At 39.9% G+C, this 16,744-nt stretch carries 16 protein-coding genes; 8 read left to right on the plus strand and 8 right to left on the minus strand.

What is annotated here, in order from left to right; genetic code table 11:
• Nucleotides 1–22: 22 nt before the first annotated feature.
• A complete protein-coding gene (gene tusA / locus IE199_RS09040; RefSeq protein WP_189769396.1) occupies nt 23–265 on the minus strand; it encodes a sulfurtransferase TusA in 243 nt (80 codons plus the stop codon).
• A 192-nt stretch (nt 266–457) separates the two neighbouring features.
• Here tusA and IE199_RS09045 point away from each other — a divergent pair, with 192 nt between their 5' ends.
• The 4 genes from IE199_RS09045 (at nt 458) to IE199_RS09060 (ending at nt 5,866) form a co-directional block, all read left to right on the plus strand.
• Nucleotides 458–2,368, plus strand: coding sequence for a transglycosylase SLT domain-containing protein (locus tag IE199_RS09045; RefSeq protein WP_189769402.1), 1,911 nt, complete (start codon nt 458–460; stop codon nt 2,366–2,368).
• Between the two features lie 87 nt (nt 2,369–2,455).
• Nucleotides 2,456–3,775: a Xaa-Pro dipeptidase gene (gene pepQ / locus IE199_RS09050; RefSeq protein WP_189769403.1), complete on the plus strand. Its 1,320-nt coding sequence runs from the start codon at nt 2,456–2,458 to the stop codon at nt 3,773–3,775.
• Between the two features lie 4 nt (nt 3,776–3,779).
• Nucleotides 3,780–4,394 carry a YigZ family protein gene (locus IE199_RS09055; protein ID WP_189769405.1) on the plus strand — a complete coding sequence of 205 codons (615 nt, stop codon included), beginning with the start codon at nt 3,780–3,782 and terminating at the stop codon, nt 4,392–4,394.
• Nucleotides 4,395–4,414: 20 nt separating this feature from the next.
• Nucleotides 4,415–5,866 (plus strand): TrkH family potassium uptake protein, encoded by a 1,452-nt coding sequence (locus tag IE199_RS09060; protein WP_189769407.1) that lies wholly within the window; start codon nt 4,415–4,417, stop codon nt 5,864–5,866.
• 15 nt (nt 5,867–5,881) lie between these two features.
• On the opposite strand, the gene trkA is transcribed toward IE199_RS09060, so the two are convergent.
• The 4 genes from trkA to def are packed head-to-tail and all read right to left on the minus strand — an operon-like array spanning nt 5,882 to nt 10,088.
• Nucleotides 5,882–7,261 (minus strand): Trk system potassium transporter TrkA, encoded by a 1,380-nt coding sequence (trkA, locus tag IE199_RS09065; protein ID WP_189769409.1) that lies wholly within the window; start codon nt 7,259–7,261, stop codon nt 5,882–5,884.
• Nucleotides 7,262–7,285: 24 nt separating this feature from the next.
• Nucleotides 7,286–8,572: a 16S rRNA (cytosine(967)-C(5))-methyltransferase RsmB gene (rsmB, locus tag IE199_RS09070; RefSeq protein WP_189769411.1), complete on the minus strand. Its 1,287-nt coding sequence runs from the start codon at nt 8,570–8,572 to the stop codon at nt 7,286–7,288.
• A gap of 3 nt (nt 8,573–8,575) precedes the next feature.
• Nucleotides 8,576–9,550, minus strand: coding sequence for a methionyl-tRNA formyltransferase (gene fmt, locus IE199_RS09075; RefSeq protein ID WP_189769412.1), 975 nt, complete (start codon nt 9,548–9,550; stop codon nt 8,576–8,578).
• 25 nt (nt 9,551–9,575) lie between these two features.
• Entirely contained in the window at nt 9,576–10,088 is a 513-nt protein-coding gene (def, locus tag IE199_RS09080) for a peptide deformylase (protein ID WP_189769414.1), read from the minus strand.
• A 115-nt stretch (nt 10,089–10,203) separates the two neighbouring features.
• On the opposite strand from def, the gene IE199_RS09085 reads away from it, so the two are divergent.
• Genes IE199_RS09085 through IE199_RS09095 form a run of 3 tightly spaced genes read left to right on the plus strand, consistent with a single transcriptional unit; the run spans nt 10,204 to nt 12,932 of the window.
• On the plus strand, nt 10,204–11,292 hold the full coding sequence (locus IE199_RS09085) for a LysM peptidoglycan-binding domain-containing protein (protein ID WP_189769416.1): 1,089 nt from the start codon (nt 10,204–10,206) through the stop codon (nt 11,290–11,292).
• Between the two features lie 23 nt (nt 11,293–11,315).
• Nucleotides 11,316–12,446 (plus strand): DNA-processing protein DprA, encoded by a 1,131-nt coding sequence (dprA, locus tag IE199_RS09090; RefSeq protein WP_189769425.1) that lies wholly within the window; start codon nt 11,316–11,318, stop codon nt 12,444–12,446.
• Between the two features lie 9 nt (nt 12,447–12,455).
• Nucleotides 12,456–12,932: a DUF494 family protein gene (locus tag IE199_RS09095; RefSeq protein WP_189769427.1), complete on the plus strand. Its 477-nt coding sequence runs from the start codon at nt 12,456–12,458 to the stop codon at nt 12,930–12,932.
• 17 nt (nt 12,933–12,949) lie between these two features.
• On the opposite strand, the gene IE199_RS09100 is transcribed toward IE199_RS09095, so the two are convergent.
• A complete protein-coding gene (locus tag IE199_RS09100; protein ID WP_189769429.1) occupies nt 12,950–13,693 on the minus strand; it encodes a DUF1330 domain-containing protein in 744 nt (247 codons plus the stop codon).
• Between the two features lie 84 nt (nt 13,694–13,777).
• Nucleotides 13,778–14,869: a helix-turn-helix domain-containing protein gene (locus IE199_RS09105; protein ID WP_189769431.1), complete on the minus strand. Its 1,092-nt coding sequence runs from the start codon at nt 14,867–14,869 to the stop codon at nt 13,778–13,780.
• A 349-nt stretch (nt 14,870–15,218) separates the two neighbouring features.
• Here IE199_RS09105 and IE199_RS09110 point away from each other — a divergent pair, with 349 nt between their 5' ends.
• On the plus strand, nt 15,219–15,467 hold the full coding sequence (locus IE199_RS09110; protein WP_189769433.1) for a putative periplasmic lipoprotein: 249 nt from the start codon (nt 15,219–15,221) through the stop codon (nt 15,465–15,467).
• Nucleotides 15,468–15,497: 30 nt separating this feature from the next.
• On the opposite strand, the gene IE199_RS09115 is transcribed toward IE199_RS09110, so the two are convergent.
• Nucleotides 15,498–16,601 carry a TDT family transporter gene (locus tag IE199_RS09115; protein ID WP_189769435.1) on the minus strand — a complete coding sequence of 368 codons (1,104 nt, stop codon included), beginning with the start codon at nt 16,599–16,601 and terminating at the stop codon, nt 15,498–15,500.
• Nucleotides 16,602–16,744: the final 143 nt, after the last annotated feature.

Consider the following 16,744-nt stretch of genomic DNA (forward strand, 5'->3'; position numbering starts at 1 on the left):
ATGTATAAAAGGGTGACTGAGGTCACCCTTTTTTGATCAAATATTTATAAGGTAATTCGTCAACCTGTTTGGCGACTAACTCGTGCTCCATAAACTGGCAAAAGCTGGGAATATCTCGAGTTGTAGAAGGGTCATCCGCCACAACTAACAAAGTTTCCCCTGACGTTATTTTTCTGATGTTTAGTCGAACCATCATTACTGGTTCAGGACAACGTAAGCCAATGGCATCTAATTGATGATCGGCATGATTAAATACTTCGGTCATGGTTAGCGGCTTTGTATCTAGGTTTGCACTTTAATTAACGGGAATTGTAGCACAAGCAATTTTTTGCTCCTATGGTATAAATTACCTGTAGAACGTGGTTCATCTTGCTGAACCAAACTTTTATCAATAAATACTTGCTTTGTTTTCTGAGCATGAATACCCTTAATTTGAACTGACAGATAAGGCTTGTTTATGTTTCGATTATTTCTGATTGTCGCCTTGTTCGTCTCGCTATCTAATGACTCGGTGGCAAGAGAGAGCAGTACTCAAAGGGATCTATTTTTAAAAGCTGAAAAGCAACTGTGGAAGCATCGATCTTCTGCGTATCAAGAATTGTATCAGCAACTTCACTTTTATCCTCTACAGCCTTATTTAGACCAAAAAAGGCTGATGCATAAAATGCGTCTATCTTCAGCAAAGGAAATTGCCACCTTTCTTGAAAAATATAAAGGTACTCCATTAGATTGGCCGCTAAGAAAAAAGTGGCTGCAGTACTTAGCAAAACGTAATAGGCAAACGCTGTTTCTAGAGTTTTTCTCGCCGACATCTGATGTTGAGCTAAATTGTCGTCACTACTTGTATCAACTAAATAAAGGTGAGCCTGCAAATAAGGTATTAAAACAGGTGGCCAGTTTGTGGGTAGTAGGAAAATCACAACCTAAAGCTTGTGATCCTTTGTTCAATAAATGGCAAGAAGCGGGGCTGCGCACTGAACAACATGTTTGGCAGCGCTTATCAAAAGCTGCAGATGGTGGCAACCATACGCTAATACCTTATATAACTAGTTTACTTCCAGAGAAAGAACAATATTTAGGGCAATTATGGCATAAGGTCAGACGTGACCCAGCTGCTGTTACAGTACTTTCTCGGTTTAAGACAAAAAGCGCAAAAGAAAGCGAAATTTTTGTTTACGGAATAAAAAGGCTTATATGGCGTGCTCCTGATAACGCACTTGCTACATACAAAAAAGCTGAAACTGTATTTACCTTATCTGACCAGCAAAAACAAAGTATTGCGCTAAGGTTTGCTTTAGCGCTTGCGAGTAAAAAGCATGAAGCGGCTAAAGATTGGCTTGCCAAAGTTAATGATGAGAATTTAACAAACAAATTGGTGCAGTGGATTATTGCCGACGCATTAAGAGAGCAGAATTGGCCTAAAGTTAAACAGTCGTTATTGGCATTACCTCGATCAAAACAAAATTCGAATCAGTGGCAGTATTGGTATGGAAGAAGTTTACTGGAAACAGGTGAACAAGAAAAAGGCCGACAGCAGTTACAAAGTTTAGCAGGCAAACGTCATTATTACGGGTTTCTTTCCGCTAGTTTACTTAATATCCCTGTAAACTATCAACATAAGCCCATTACTGTTACAGAAGAAGAAAAAGCTAACTTATTTAAAGATAGCGCAGGAAAAAGAGCCTTTGAGCTTTTTCATTTAGGCCGTTTTCATGCTGCACGAAAAGAGTGGAATTATTGGTTTAATCGGCTAGATCAACGCCAAAAACTAGTTGCCGCCAAATTAGCCAATGGCATTGGTTGGTATGATAGGCCAATATTTGCGTTATCTCAGGTAGGTTACTTAGATGACATTGACATGCGCTTTCCTTTGGCATTTAGTGAGCAAATTACCGAGTATTCAAACAAACACGCAATAGATCCTGCATGGGCATTTGCCATAGCTCGCCGTGAAAGCTCCTTTATGTTAGATGCACACTCTGCTGTTGGGGCAAAAGGCTTAATGCAAGTGATGCCAAGTACGGCAAAACACTTAACAAAACGCAAAAGGGTTTCAACCAAGTATTTAATCGATAGTGATAATAATATCAATTTGGGCACACGCTATTTACGTGACCTGTTAAAGCGTCATAAGGGGAATCAAATACTTGCAACGGCTGCATATAATGCAGGACCATACAGAGTTAAAGCCTGGCTTAACAAAATTGATAGTTTGCCAGCGGATATTTGGATTGAAACTATTCCTTTTCAGGAAACTCGTGATTACGTGAAAAGTGTTTTAGCCTACCAACAAATTTATCGACATAAAGTTGGTGAACAAAGCACTTTGTTTAATGAGCTGCATCAAATGAATATTACACCTTTGTAAGCGAGTATAAAGTTAATAAAACACAGCACTGCCAAGCGATTCTGTGCTGTGTTATGATCGTATCAAATTGACAATCGGACCTTTATAATGAGCAAATTAGCCAGTCTTTATCCTGCACATGTCACTGAATTACAACATAGAGCCAAACAAGCGCTTTCTCGTGAAAACTTAGATGGCATGATCATTCATTCCGGCCAAGAATTACGAGTTTTTCTTGATGACACGACATACCCGTTCAAAGTAAATCCACACTTTAAACACTGGTTGCCGCTAACTAACGTGCCGAATTCATGGTTAATTATTAATGGTTCTGATAAACCAACACTGATCTATTATCAGCCAGTTGACTTTTGGCACAAGGTATTGCCATTAACAGACAGTTATTGGAATGATTTTTTTGACATCAAAGTGTTGACTAAAGCAAGTGATGTCGAAAAGCTCTTGCCATATGACAAAAAGGGGTTTGCCTATATAGGTGCACATATTGAAGTGGCGCAGGCTCTGGGGTTTGAAACTATTAATCCAGAGGGGCTGCTCAACTGTATTCACTACCATCGTGCTTATAAAACAGCGTATGAACAAGAATGTATGCGAGAGTCTAATCGCTTAGCTGTATTAGGGCATCAGGCGGCAAAAAATGCATTTCTTGCCGGGCTAAGTGAGTACGAGATTCAGCGTGCTTATTTAAAAGCAATGCAATACGGAGAAAATGATACGCCTTACGGTAGCATTATTGCACTTAATGAAAACGCCGCGATATTGCATTACACCATGCTTGAGCAAAAAGCGCCTAGCGAACATCGTTCATTTCTCATTGATGCTGGTGCTAATTTTCATGGTTATGCTGCAGATATTACCCGCACATATGCCCGAGGCAACAGTGAATTTGCTGATTTAATTACTCGTATGGACCAACTGATGGTTAATGCTGTTGATGGGTTAAAGCCTGGCAAAAGTTATGCGGAATTACATGTGGAAACATTTGCTCAAATCGCACAAGTCATGCAAGAGTTTAATTTAATTAACGTTAGCGCTGACAGTGCAGTTGAGTCAGGTATCGTTTCGGCATTCTTTCCGCATGGTCTTGGTCATCACTTGGGTTTACAAACACATGATGTTGGTGGTTTTATGGCGGATGAGCGTGGTACACATGTTAACGCCCCAGAGCAGCACCCATTTTTACGAGCGACACGTACGGTAGAAGCTAACCAAGTATTTACTATTGAACCGGGTTTGTATTTTATTGATTCACTACTGTCAGACATTAAACAATCTGATAAAGCTGACATGGTTAACTGGTCAAAAGTTGAAATTATGCGCCCTTATGGTGGTATTCGTATTGAAGATAATATTATCGTGCATCAATCTCATAACGAAAATATGACTCGAGATTTAGGTTTAGCTTAAAACTGTGAGAGCACCTTACCAAGTAGCCAAAGGTGAAGTTATTGACGAAACCGATGTAAGTCGCAGTCGTTTTATATGTTACCTACAAGCATGTAGTTCTGCAGAAGCGTTTAAAACGTTTCTGCAAGATATTCGTCAACTTCATCCTCAGGCTAATCATCACTGTTATGCGTTTATCCTTGATCACCCTCAAGAAAGCCGAAGTTACGGCTTCTCTGATGATGGTGAACCCTCTGGAACCGCTGGTCGTCCTATGCTAATGGCACTGCAAGGCGCTAATATTGGCGAAGTTGCGGCAATTGTTGTTCGTTACTTTGGCGGCACTAAACTAGGGACCGGGGGGTTACAAAGGGCTTATGGGGCATCAGTGCGCGGTGCGCTAGAGTTTCTAGAAACTAAAACAAAAATTCCCATGGTTCACAAAAGCTTATCTTGTCAATATACACAGGTAAATGACATACTGAGGCTAATGGAACAAGTTCAGGGACAAGTGGTAGAGCAAAGCTATCAAGAGCATGTAGAGTTAGTTTTGGCGATCCCTGAGCAAAAACTTAATAATGTCGGTGAGCAATTAAAAACTTTATCGGCAGGGCAACTAACACTGAAAAGCATTCAGTAAAAAAATAAGCATCAAATAACGTGCAATATAAAAATATCATCAGAATACTTGGGTTATTGGTTTCTTTGCTAAGTGTTACCATGTTACCGCCAGCTTTTATCTCATTGGTGTATCGTGATGGCGGTGGTGTCTCGTTTTTAATGGCTTTTATTTTTTGTTTGGTTGCAGGTATTACAGCTTGGTACCCTCAACGAAACGAAAAAGGGGATCTAAGAGCCAGAGAAGGCTTTCTTATTGTTGTGTTGTTCTGGACCGTTCTGGCCAGCTTCTCAGCTATTCCGTTGATGTTGCTTGAAACACCAAATCTATCGATAACTGATGCTTTTTTTGAATCCTTTTCAGGGTTAACAACCACAGGGGCAACCATACTGACACAAATTGACGGTCTGCCTCATGCTGTGCTTTGGTATCGACAGCAACTGCAGTGGCTTGGTGGTATGGGGATTATCGTACTTGCTGTGGCTATTTTACCCATGTTAGGCATAGGTGGTATGCAGTTATACCGTGCAGAGACGCCAGGCCCGGTTAAAGATTCCAAAATGACCCCCAGAATAGCGGATACTGCCAAACATTTGTGGTTTATTTATGTTGGTTTAACTGTTGCATGTACGCTTTCCTACTGGGGAGCTGGCATGACGATGTTTGACGCTATTTGTCACGCCTTTTCAACCATTGCCATTGGTGGGTTTTCAACACATGATTTAAGTATGGGGTATTTCCAAAGCCCATTAATTAACTTTATTTGTGTCTTTTTTCTTATCATTGCAGGCGTTAACTTTGCATTGCACTTTGCCGTTTTGAACAGTAAATCATTACGAGCCTATTTTTATGACCCTGAATTTAAGGTATTTATTCTTATTCAATTGGTACTTACTTTAATCTGTTTTGCAGTGCTGATGAGTTATGGTATTTATCAAACGGGCTTTGAAGCTTTTGATCAGGCCTTGTTTCAAGCGGTTTCTATTAGTACTACAGCAGGCTTTGCAACCACTTCGTTTGCTGATTGGCCAACGATGCTTCCTATTTTGTTAATCTTCGCCAGCTTTATTGGTGGCTGTGCAGGAAGTACCGGTGGCGGTATGAAAGTCGTGCGTGTCTTATTGTTATACTTACAAGGCGTACGAGAGCTCAATAAACTAGTGCATCCGAAAGCAATATTTACTATTAAACTCGGTAAAAAAGCGCTACCTAATCGAGTTGTTGAGGCCATATGGGGCTTTTTTGCTGCCTATGCTGCGGTGTTTGTTATATGTATGTTATTGCTACTCGCTAGCGGTGTTGACGACATTACCGCCTTCACGGCAGTCGCAGCTTGTTTAAATAACTTAGGCCCAGGACTAGGAGAGGTAGCTGCTAATTTTGCACCGCTAGGTGATTTTAGTAAATGGGTATTGATAGTGGCAATGTTGTTTGGCCGACTCGAAATATTTACACTTCTAGTTTTATTCTTGCCGGCGTTTTGGCGTGCTTAATTCAGTTAAACCTAGTTAGAAGAACTGCAAAGGGTCAACATAGAAGAGTTTCTCTACGTCGTTGATATATTTCTTATTCACTAAGAATAAAATCACATGATCATCACTTTCAATCAAGGTAGTTGAATGCGCGATGATCACCTCGTCTTCTCTTACTATCGCTCCGATAGTAGTACCCGGGGGGAGTTTTAATTCAGCCACCGTGCGGCCTACAACCTTAGATGATTTTTCATTACCCATAGCAACAATTTCAATCGCTTCTGCCGCGCCACCACGTAAACTATATACGTTATCGATACTTCCTTTACGTACATGGGTTAACAGCGCTGAAATAGTTGCGTGTTGAGGTGAGACAGCGATATCTATGTTACTGCCATGAACCAAATCAATATAAGCGCTGCGCTGAATTAGCACCATAGCTTTTCGACAACCTAAGCGTTTTGCTAGCAATGATGACATAATGTTTGCTTCATCATCGTTTGTTACCGCAATAAAAACGTCGAACTGATCAATATGTTCTTCAATAAGCAATTCTTGATCAGATGAATCACCAACAAATACTAACGTGCCATCTAATTCTGATGCTAAGTAAGCTGCGCGTTTAGGTGAATGCTCAATCAGTTTTACTTGATGGTTCTTTTCAAGCATGCGAGCTAAACCCGCGCCAATATTACCACCACCAGCGATCATGACACGTTTATAGGCTGGCTCTAGCTTTTGTAGCTCATTCATTACTGCGCGAATATGTTTCGTTGCAGCGATAAAAAATACTTCATCGTCAGCTTCAATAACTGTTGTACCTAGCGGGCGAATAGGGCGTCCGTTACGATAAATAGCAGCAACGCGGGTATCTATATTTGGAATATGCTCTCGTAAAGTTGACAGTGCATGACCCACTAATAAACCACCATAGTAGGCTTTAACCGCGACTAAACTTACTTTTCCTTGAGCAAATTCTAAAACCTGCAATGCGCCAGGATAATCAATTAATCGGGCAATATCGCGTGTCACTAGTTGCTCTGGTGCAATAACATGATCAACAGGGATATTTTCATGTTGGAACAATTGGTCTTGATAACGCAGTATTTTTGCAGAGCGAATGCGCGCTATTTTTGTTGCCGTGTTAAAAAGGGAATAACAAATTTGGCAGGCGATCATATTAGTAGCGTCATCACTGGTCACAGCAATAACCATTTCAGCATCTTCTGCGCCTGCCTGTTTTAATACATCTGGGTGAGAGCCTTGGCCAACTACAACTTGAAGATCCATTTTATCTTGCAACTCGCGTAGCACTTCATTGTTGGTATCAATCAAAGTGATATCATTGTTTTCACCAACTAAGTTTTCTGCTAGTGTTCCACCAACTTGGCCTGCGCCAATAATGACAATTTTCATGTGTTATCAACCAGATTTTCGTTGTTATTTTTTTATTAGCTTGGCGTAATAAAAACCATCCATACCTTGTTCATCAGGTAAAATTTGCCAACCTATTTCTTGTTGCGATTGAGCTATATTGACCAAAGACGCATCTTGCTGGTCTAACAAAAAGCGTTGAATTTGTTCTTTATTTTCTTGTGGCAAAATACTGCACGTCGCATAAAGCAAAGTACCACCGGGCTTTAGCAATGACCATACATTTTTCAGTATTTGTTGCTGTAATATGACTAGCGTGTCTATGTCGCTAGCTTTTCTTAGCCATTTGATATCGGGGTGACGACGGATAACACCGGTTCCAGAACAAGGTGCATCAAGTAAAATGCGATCGAACTGTTGTCCATCCCACCAGCTATCTGAGCCAGCATCACCTGCAATTGTTTTGGCAGATAACCCTAAGCGAGAAAGGTTATCTTCAACTCTGGCAAGTCGCTCTTCATCGACATCTATTGCTGTCATTGCTTTCAGTTTTGGCTGCAATTCGAGGATGTGACAAGTTTTCCCACCTGGTGCCGCGCAGCAATCTAGAATATTTTCACCTGCTTGGCTATTTAACAGCACTGCAGCTTGTTGTGCAGCCCCATCTTGAATAGATACTTCACCGTCGAAAAAGCCTGGCAGCTTATTAACATCGACAGCTCGTGTTAATAGTAATGCCTTAGAGAACTCATCTTGTTTGCTTACAGCAATTTCTGCCGCTGCTAGCTTTTCTTGATAAGCGTCAACCGTGTTTTTATGTTGATTTACCCTAAGCCACATTGGTGGCTTTTGCATATTAGCCGTTAAAATCTTTTGCCAGTCTTCTGGATAGCCGTGTTGAATTTTTTTAATGAACCAGCTTGGGTGATTAAATTTTATCGCATCAGGCAAAGGTTTATCAGAAACTTTATCTTTGTTTCTTAAAAAGTTACGTAAAACACCGTTGATCATGGCTTTTAAATGTAACTGTTTTAGCGGTTTTGCACCATTGACGGTTTCACCCACAGCCGCATGGTCAGGGATGCGGGTATACTTTAATTGATATATACCAACAAGAATAAGAAAGTGTGCAACGCGCTGTTTGCCTGTTAAGGGTTTTGCGATGAGCTCTCGGACATCATATTCCAATTCGGGTAAATAACGGATTACTCCGTAACATAGTTCTTGCAGTAGACCTTTATCTTTACCTTCAACTTTTTCTTGTTGTTTTGGCAACTCGTCGGCCAGACTGCGACCTTTTTCTACCACTTGAAAGCAACATTTTGCTGCTAAAGCACGAATATTAGAGCTCATGGACTAGTTACTTGTACCATTAATCAATTGGCCAACCTGGAACCATGTAGCTCTGGCATTTAAAACATCGCTAACGGGCATGGCTTTTTTACCGGGTAATTGTATATTAGTTAACCGCAATGCACCGTCGCCTGTGGCGACAACTATACCGTTTTTATCTGCTGTTAATATCGTACCAGCTGGCTCAGCAGTGTTATGGTTAACTACGTCGGCACACCATATACGAATTCGGTGAGCATTTTCATTTGTTTCGTTAAAGGTAAATTGAGCCACCGGCCAAGGGATGTAAGCACGTATTTTTTGATGCAACACTTTAGCAGGTAGTTTCCAGTCTAGTTCTGCTTCAGCTTTGTCTAATTTTGCTGCATATGTAGCTTGGTCATTATCTTGTGGCGTTGCCTGATGTGTTTCATTTGCCATTTGCTCTAGCGTGGTTAGTAGGGCGTTTGGACCAAGATCAGCTAGTTTTTCATAGATGCTGGCGCTCGTATCTTGAGCGGTAATGTCACAAGTTTCGACGAGTAACATATCACCAGTGTCTAAACCAACATCCATTTGCATAATAGTAACGCCAGTTTTTGCATCGCCTTGTTCAACGGCACGTTGAATTGGAGCCGCACCACGCCATTTGGGTAATATAGAGCCGTGTACATTAATACAACCAAGCCTAGGTGTATCAAGAATTACTTTTGGCAATAGCAAACCATACGCTACTACTACCATGACATCAGCATTATAACTTGCTAACTGTTGTTGATCTGCGACGTCTTTAAAATTAACGGGTTGTTCTACCGAAATATTGTGCTCGAGTGCTAGTTGCTTGGTCGCGCAAGCGGTTAACTTTTTACCTCGACCAGCAGGCTTGTCTGGTGGGCAATACACGGCAACTACTTCATGGTTTGAATCAATTAAAGCGGCCAAATGTTTAGCTGCAAAATCAGGTGTGCCTGCAAAAATAATTTTAAGAGGGGTTGTCATAACATATGTCTTTTTATGAAACCGCTTAGCTTCGTGATGCTAAGCGGGCTTCTTTTTCTAGTTTGGCTTGGATACGCTTGCGTTTTAGTGGTGATAAATAATCAACAAACAAAACACCATTTAAATGGTCTAGTTCATGTTGAATACAAATCGCTAGTAATTCTTCACCATCTAATTCAAACGAATTGCCATCTCGGTCAAGTGCTTTTACTGTAACTTCAGTGTGTCTATCAACTTTGGCATAACAAGTAGGTACTGATAAACAACCTTCTTCGTTAACCATTATATTGTCGCTTTTACGAATGATCTCTGGATTGATCAATACATACGACTGCTCTTTGTTGTCAGAAACATCAATTACCACAATGCGTTTGTGAATGTTAACTTGTGTAGCAGCCAAGCCTACGCCGTTTTCTGCGTACATAGTTTCAAACATGTCATCGACAATTTTTCGAATATCGTCGTTAACTTCAGTTACTGGTTCTGCTTTGGTTCTGAGCCTTTCATCAGGAAAGGTTAATACGTCTAATACCGCCATAATTTACTAAAAGAATTCGCGAAATCTATAATAGAGTGTTATGTTTCAATTTTAGCCATTAAATAAAATTAATTCGAGTGCTTTACAACAATTCGAAGATAATAGGCGGGTATTTATGTTCAAATGGATAATTTTAGCCCTAGTTTTAGCTGTTACATCCAAAAATTTGCACGCTGATGAATTGCGTTTAGTCGAAAATGCACCCACGTCTTATGTTGTGGTCAAAGGGGATACCCTTTGGGATATTTCAGCAAAGTTTTTAAAAGACCCTTGGCTGTGGCCAAAACTTTGGCGAATCAACCCTGAGGTAGAAAATCCACATCTAATTTATCCGGGCGATCAATTAAAGCTGGTATATGACGCCTCCGGCCAACCTATGTTGGTCAAGGGGAAGCCAAATTTCAAACTTTCACCACATATTCGCACGACATTGAAAGATAAAATGCCAATCGAGACGATTTCTTTGGAAACGCTGGCGCCGTTTTTAAACTATGATGCGGTGCTTTCATCGTTAGAAGTTGAAGCCAGCCCATATGTATTGGGTGGTGATAAAGGGCATAAAAACTCCATGGAGGGTGGAAAAATTTATGTCACTGGCGATTTAGAGGTTGGTCGCTCTTACGCGGTTTATCAAAAGCAAGAGGAAATAATTTCACCCGATAGTGAAGAAGTACTCGGCTACCATGCAAGGCTGGTTGCAACAGGCAAAGCTATTCACCAAGGAGACATGGCACAACAGCAGCCTTCGACAATTTACGTCGACAATGCCATTAGAGAAATAAAAGCTGGCTATATTGTAAAAAAATTAGATAGTGAACAAATGCTTCCTGCGTTTTTTACCATGCAAGCTGCGAACGACAACATTGCTGGTCAAATTATTAAATCGACTAACGATGTTAGGGAATTTGGCAAGTTTGAAGTTGTTTTTATCGATAAGGGTCATAGTGCTGGTGTTAAGCAAGGGGATATTTTTTCGATTAGCCGTAAAAGCCCTGGGGTAGTTGAAACTGCTGATGGTCCAGTTTATACCGCCGATGCGTCTCGTTGGCACCGAATGGCGACAGTAACTGAATCTGATTACGACATGCCGTCAGAACCTATTGGTAAACTCATGGTATTTAATGTCTTTGAACAAGTCAGTATGGCGCTGGTGTTAAAAACACATCAGCCGCTAAGAGTGCTAGATACGGTAGCTTCACCATAAAATCACAACATAGGTAAAAAGCATTGGCTCAAGGACGAGAAAATGATGCATCAGTACAAAATGTGAGGCACTGGCTTGCGCTAAAGTTAGTGCCTCGATTATCAACACCTAAAAAGATAGCTCTGGTTGAAAAATATTCTCTATCTGGCCTTCTCACTAGCGCACATAATCGTGATGTCTTAGGGCTAAGTGAAAAACAATACCATAGTTTGCTCACTCCAGATGAACGAAAAATATCGAAAATAATCAGTCAAGTGCAAGAGGCAGGGGCACACATTATTTGTTTTGATGACCCTCTTTACCCTCAGCTATTAAAACAAATATATGATCCACCTTTAGTGTTGTTTGTTCGGGGAGATTGTCGTGTACTTTCTCGACATCAAATTGCTATTGTCGGTAGTCGAAATGTTACCGCTTATGGCATTGAAACCACTAAAAGCTTTTCAAAAGCATTAACGCAACATGGGCTTGTTGTTACCAGTGGACTTGCACTAGGAGTAGATGCATACGCTCATCGAATGGCAACAAATGAGGCCTGCGCAACTATAGCTGTCACGGCAACAGGAATCGACATTGATTATCCCTCGCGAAATAAAGCTTTAGCGCGAGAAATCGTCGAACAAGGTGGCGCAATAGTTACTGAGTTTTTGCCGGGAACCCTGCCTAAGCCAGGACATTTTCCGAGAAGAAATCGCATTATTAGTGGGCTTGCACATGCTGTGTTGGTCATTGAAGCAGCAGTTAAAAGTGGTTCGCTGATAACGGCTAAAAGCGCACTAGAACAAAATAGAGAAGTGTTTGCTCTGCCTGGCAGTATATATAACACCCAGTCAGCGGGGTGTCATTGGTTAATTAAACAAGGTGCTAAGCTTGTTGAAAATGTTGCCGATATCATAGATGAGTTAGGAGAAATTGTTAAAACTGAACTAAACTTAAATAAAAACAACAACAAGGAGCTTACTAACAAAAAAAGTTATTCCAAAAGCTTGTTTAACGATCCATTGTTAGCTAGTGTGGGACATGAAATCACCCCCGTAGATAAGGTGGTTTCTCGGAGTAAACTACCCACAGATGTAGTGTTAACCCGATTAACAATGCTCGAGCTCAGAGGTCTGGTAACTGCGGTGCCGGGTGGCTACCTTAAAATAAAATAGGGGCTGGTTATGTTTGATATATTGATGTACCTTTTTGAGAATTATATCCATAGTGAGTCAGAAGTGTTGGTTGATCATGACACACTCACCGATGAATTAACCCGTGCTGGCTTCCATCAAGATGAAATATATAAAGCAATCACTTGGCTGGAAAAACTTGCTGCTTTGCACGATACCGATATTTACCCTTACTTTAAACGTGACGCTAAACCGTCATTTCGCATTTATACTGACGAAGAAAAGCTAATTTTGGACAGAGAGTGCCAAGGCTTTTTGATGTTTTTAGAACACGTCAATGTATTGGATTTTACCACTAGAGAAATGGTTATCGATCGTGTTATGGAACTCGATACTAAATATTTTTCGATTGATGACTTAAAATGTGTTGTGCTGATGGTGCTGTTTAACGTACCTGGCAAAGAATCTGCGTACACACAGATGGAAAATCTCGTCTTTGATGAACCACCAGAAGGGCCGCTACACTAGAGCGGCCTTTTATTATTCTAATAGTTTAAATTGGTTGGTAGAGCTACTTGATACCAATTAAATTTTTCTACGCTGGCTAACAAGTCAGGGTAGGCTTGTTTAAACTTTTCGCTTTCAGGGTACAAAGCAATATTCTTTTCGTTTGGCCACTCGATTAGCAATACATAGGTCGGGGCTGCTGCTCCTTTTTGCATACTTGAATATTCAGTAGGTGAATGTTTAAACAAAATTTTAGCGCCCAATTCATCTCTCAAAGCTTGTGTCGCGTGGAAATAAGCTTGGTACTTATGTTCATCTTTTATCCATAATTCACTCATGGTGTAAAACTTATCGTGAGATAATCGGTAGCTTTCACCGCTATTTATCTCAACATCACTATAAGCCAACTCAGTCCAACCTTGTTTTTGTAATGGCAGCAATGTGTTTTTATACGCAGCATCAGTGCGGAGTTTGTTGGCTGCCTCTGCGTTGCTCCATCCGTACAGGGCAAAAAGTTCAGCAGGGTGTTCACCTGCAAGTTTTTTTACAATAGGCATAGTAATCAAGTGTTTTAAATCAGTTGGAGAAGTCAATGTGGTCATTGCTTCAAGGTATTGCCTTTGTGCTTGTTCACCGCCTTCTCGTTTGTTGAGCAATAAAAAGGTTAGGCGCTCGATGTTATTTAGTGACACTAGAACATCTTTGTTGTTTGAGTTATTTGCGTGGCTTGAGGACGTAAACGCTAGCAACAGTAAAGTGATTAAAATAATAGGTTTTTTCATGTTTAATTCTCCGCTTAATTGAGGAGATAATCATGGTGTAAATTGTTAATTAAAGAGTCATTTTAGATAATAAATGACTCTTTATTATTCGCTTTTATTAATTTTTCGATAGTTAGTAGGAGTCATCCCTGTATCTTGTTTAAAAAAGCGATAAAAACTATTTTTGTTGTTAAAGCCTGATTGGTAAGCAATGTCACTTACCGTTAAGTGTAAAAAAGAATCTTCGCTTAACATGCGTTTGGCTTGTTGCAGCCGAAAATGGTTGATGTACTCATAAAAGTTTTTTTCCAGTTGTGAGTTTAATAGCTCGGATAGTTGATGGGCACTGATCCCCATTTTGTTTGCAAGTGATGGCATGGTTAGATCTTCTTCAAGGTACCACTTTTCGGTCAGCATTTTTTGCTCAAGCTCGAGGGATAATTGGTTAGCTAAACCTTGATCGAGCGTTTTCATCACTTTTTTAGCAAAAGGTACTTTATGTATCAGTTGTTTGTATTCTTGGTAAAAAACATTTGGTTTAAAGAGTGAGCAAAACACAATACCGTGCAAAAACATCGAAATAACCATAATAAAAACAAACCAGTCGCTATAGTTCATCGTACTGTGAAAATTGGCTTTAAGCATAAAAAAAGCATCAACGATGAATATAAGAGCGATTCCGATAATTAAATATATTAACCAAACTAAATGTGGCTTATTGTCCGAGTGAAAAATATTTGCAACAACAGCTTTGTTTTTGCGAAAGTGCAAACATGAAATTCCAATATAAACAATAGCATGTGCGACTAAGGGAATAGTCAAATACAGTGGAATGTGCTCAGGCGCAAAAGGTGAATATCGAAAGGCTAGTGATAAAATAAACGGAATACTGTGTAAAACAAGTTGTTTTGTTGAGTATTTGGTCTGGGTAATAGTCAGAGTAAAAAAGAATATAAAGGGTCCGTATAACCATGCTAGGTTGGTTGCAATTAGCCAACACCATTCATTGGTACCGTATTGAATTTTGCTGTAGACATTTGCTAAAGGCATAACTTGTATTAGCAAAAAAATACCAAGCAGGCGGTTCCCTTTAGTATTACCTTTGTTGCCAATAACTAAACTTATACTAAGCCAAATTGATATAGCGATAAAAAAAATGAGTACCAGTGGAAACCATAGTGGTAAGGTTGGCGTCACAGTTTAATCCCAACAAACTGAAAATAAACGTAATCATACCTAGGGCATGTAGATCTTTCGAGGACGTTTTGCCAGCAGTTTATAATGTTTTGATACAAGACAGAGCTGAATTAAAGTGTTTATTGTGCATAAATTGATTGCAAGGTATTCAAAGCCTACATTTCGAAAGAAATAAATTGTTAAAGATAAATAACTTCGTGTCGTTATCTGGGGTTTATAGGGATTCACACTCATTAAGATCATATGCAGTTAAGCATTGACTAAATAAATGCTTGTGAACACTAAACTAAATAGTTAATGTTCGGTCTGTTATTAAGACATTTTATTTTTTATTTGTAGTAGATAGTGTATGAAAAATTTAGCCTTAGTTTTAGCTTTAAGTGTATTTGCCGCTGGTTGTTCTTCTAGTAGAGCTGTAAACGAATACGAAGAAATATATTCTGATCGTCATCAATGTAATGGTGATTTAGAAATTTCGCAAACATTGGTGGTTATAGATACTGATAACCCACAGGTTAAAGGGCCGGAAGTAAAAGCAAAATGTACACCTAAAGTGTATGATCCAAGAACTGACTTTGAGAAAGAAAACAGAAGATAAATTTTTATTAGTAAATTATCTGATCTTTTTTCATTGATCTTTTTTGGAGATTATAGGGGTTGATTCCAACGGAATTAATAACAAAGTGCCGTGTTTTAATCCCTTTGCTGTGCCGATTGCAGCAACAAACCAAGCAACAATAAGTACAACAAACAGTAAAATAGCGGCATATTCAAAAAATACTAATTGTGTATGTAGTGCAAGCTGAGATGTTCCTGTGACACAAGTACCGATTGGGAAGGTAAACGCCCACCAAGTTAGTGCAAAAGGCATTTTCTTTTTAAGTGCATTAATGGTTAATAAGGTAGCAACCCAAGACCAAAGCAGAGCAAACCCCCATACCGGCATTCCATAAACCAATGCCATAGCATTAAATGCCTGCGCTATGCCATTATCCAGCACTAAAAGAGCAACTGCGCCTAATGCCCCAGCAGCAGTAATAGATTGACCAAGTGGCCCTAATACAATCCATAACGTTGGTACTCTGGCACTACCAGAGGTGCCCGCATGTGCTAATCTACTCCAAATCAGCGTTATGATGATAAATCCAGCCATTAAACTCATACCAAACATGGCATAACACAAATATAAAAATGTTTGCTGCATCGCGACGTCTTTAATGTGGGGAATAAACATTGCCCCAATAGCAGCAGATACCATAGGTGGAACGACTGGCATTAACCAGCCACCAAAAGCACCATCATCCCGAACCACTAGCCGAGTAAACAAGCGATAGGGTATAAATACCGCAGATAATAGGCCTGTTAATGTGCCAACAATCCATAGGCTCCAAGCGAGGATTAACATGATGTTATTTGGCATAAATTGATGACCAAATAATAAAGTACCACCAGCGACAGTTAATAAAGCCATAGGCGGTGCACCAAAAAATTGTGCCATAACTGGATCGTTGAGCTGTCGCCTAATAATGTGAGGTTTAGTGATCGTTTGCCAACATTTAGTGCAGCATAAAATAACAAGAAAAAAAGACGCTAATAACCACACTATGGTGGCGCCTAGGGTAAGTTGGTTACCTATAATGGGTAAACCTACTGCGGCATTGGCGATAATACCTGTGCCCATAACACTCGCAAACCAGTTAGGACCAATTTCTTTTTGCATTTGCAGTGTCATATAAAGCTTCTTTAACTATTGTGAGGCGAGCACTATAGCGTATATATGTGACTTTTTCACTAGTGGATAAGACCAGACGAATAACGACAATTTGGTTTTAATATGGCATACTTTTAACTCGCTCGTGATTTGATTCAACTTAA

The sequence above is a fragment of the Thalassotalea marina genome (genome assembly GCF_014656435.1).
Taxonomy (GTDB): domain Bacteria; phylum Pseudomonadota; class Gammaproteobacteria; order Enterobacterales; family Alteromonadaceae; genus Thalassotalea_C; species Thalassotalea_C marina.

Coding starts and splice junctions, on each gene's coding strand:
- tusA (WP_189769396.1), bottom strand. CDS start 265: ATGACCGAAGTATTTAATCATGCCGATCATCAATTAGATGCCATTGGC.
- IE199_RS09045 (WP_189769402.1), top strand. CDS start 458: ATGTTTCGATTATTTCTGATTGTCGCCTTGTTCGTCTCGCTATCTAAT.
- pepQ (WP_189769403.1), top strand. CDS start 2,456: ATGAGCAAATTAGCCAGTCTTTATCCTGCACATGTCACTGAATTACAA.
- trkA (WP_189769409.1), bottom strand. CDS start 7,261: ATGAAAATTGTCATTATTGGCGCAGGCCAAGTTGGTGGAACACTAGCA.
- rsmB (WP_189769411.1), bottom strand. CDS start 8,572: ATGAGCTCTAATATTCGTGCTTTAGCAGCAAAATGTTGCTTTCAAGTG.
- fmt (WP_189769412.1), bottom strand. CDS start 9,550: ATGACAACCCCTCTTAAAATTATTTTTGCAGGCACACCTGATTTTGCA.
- def (WP_189769414.1), bottom strand. CDS start 10,088: ATGGCGGTATTAGACGTATTAACCTTTCCTGATGAAAGGCTCAGAACC.
- IE199_RS09085 (WP_189769416.1), top strand. CDS start 10,204: ATGTTCAAATGGATAATTTTAGCCCTAGTTTTAGCTGTTACATCCAAA.
- IE199_RS09095 (WP_189769427.1), top strand. CDS start 12,456: ATGTTTGATATATTGATGTACCTTTTTGAGAATTATATCCATAGTGAG.
- IE199_RS09100 (WP_189769429.1), bottom strand. CDS start 13,693: ATGAAAAAACCTATTATTTTAATCACTTTACTGTTGCTAGCGTTTACG.
- IE199_RS09110 (WP_189769433.1), top strand. CDS start 15,219: ATGAAAAATTTAGCCTTAGTTTTAGCTTTAAGTGTATTTGCCGCTGGT.
- IE199_RS09115 (WP_189769435.1), bottom strand. CDS start 16,601: ATGACACTGCAAATGCAAAAAGAAATTGGTCCTAACTGGTTTGCGAGT.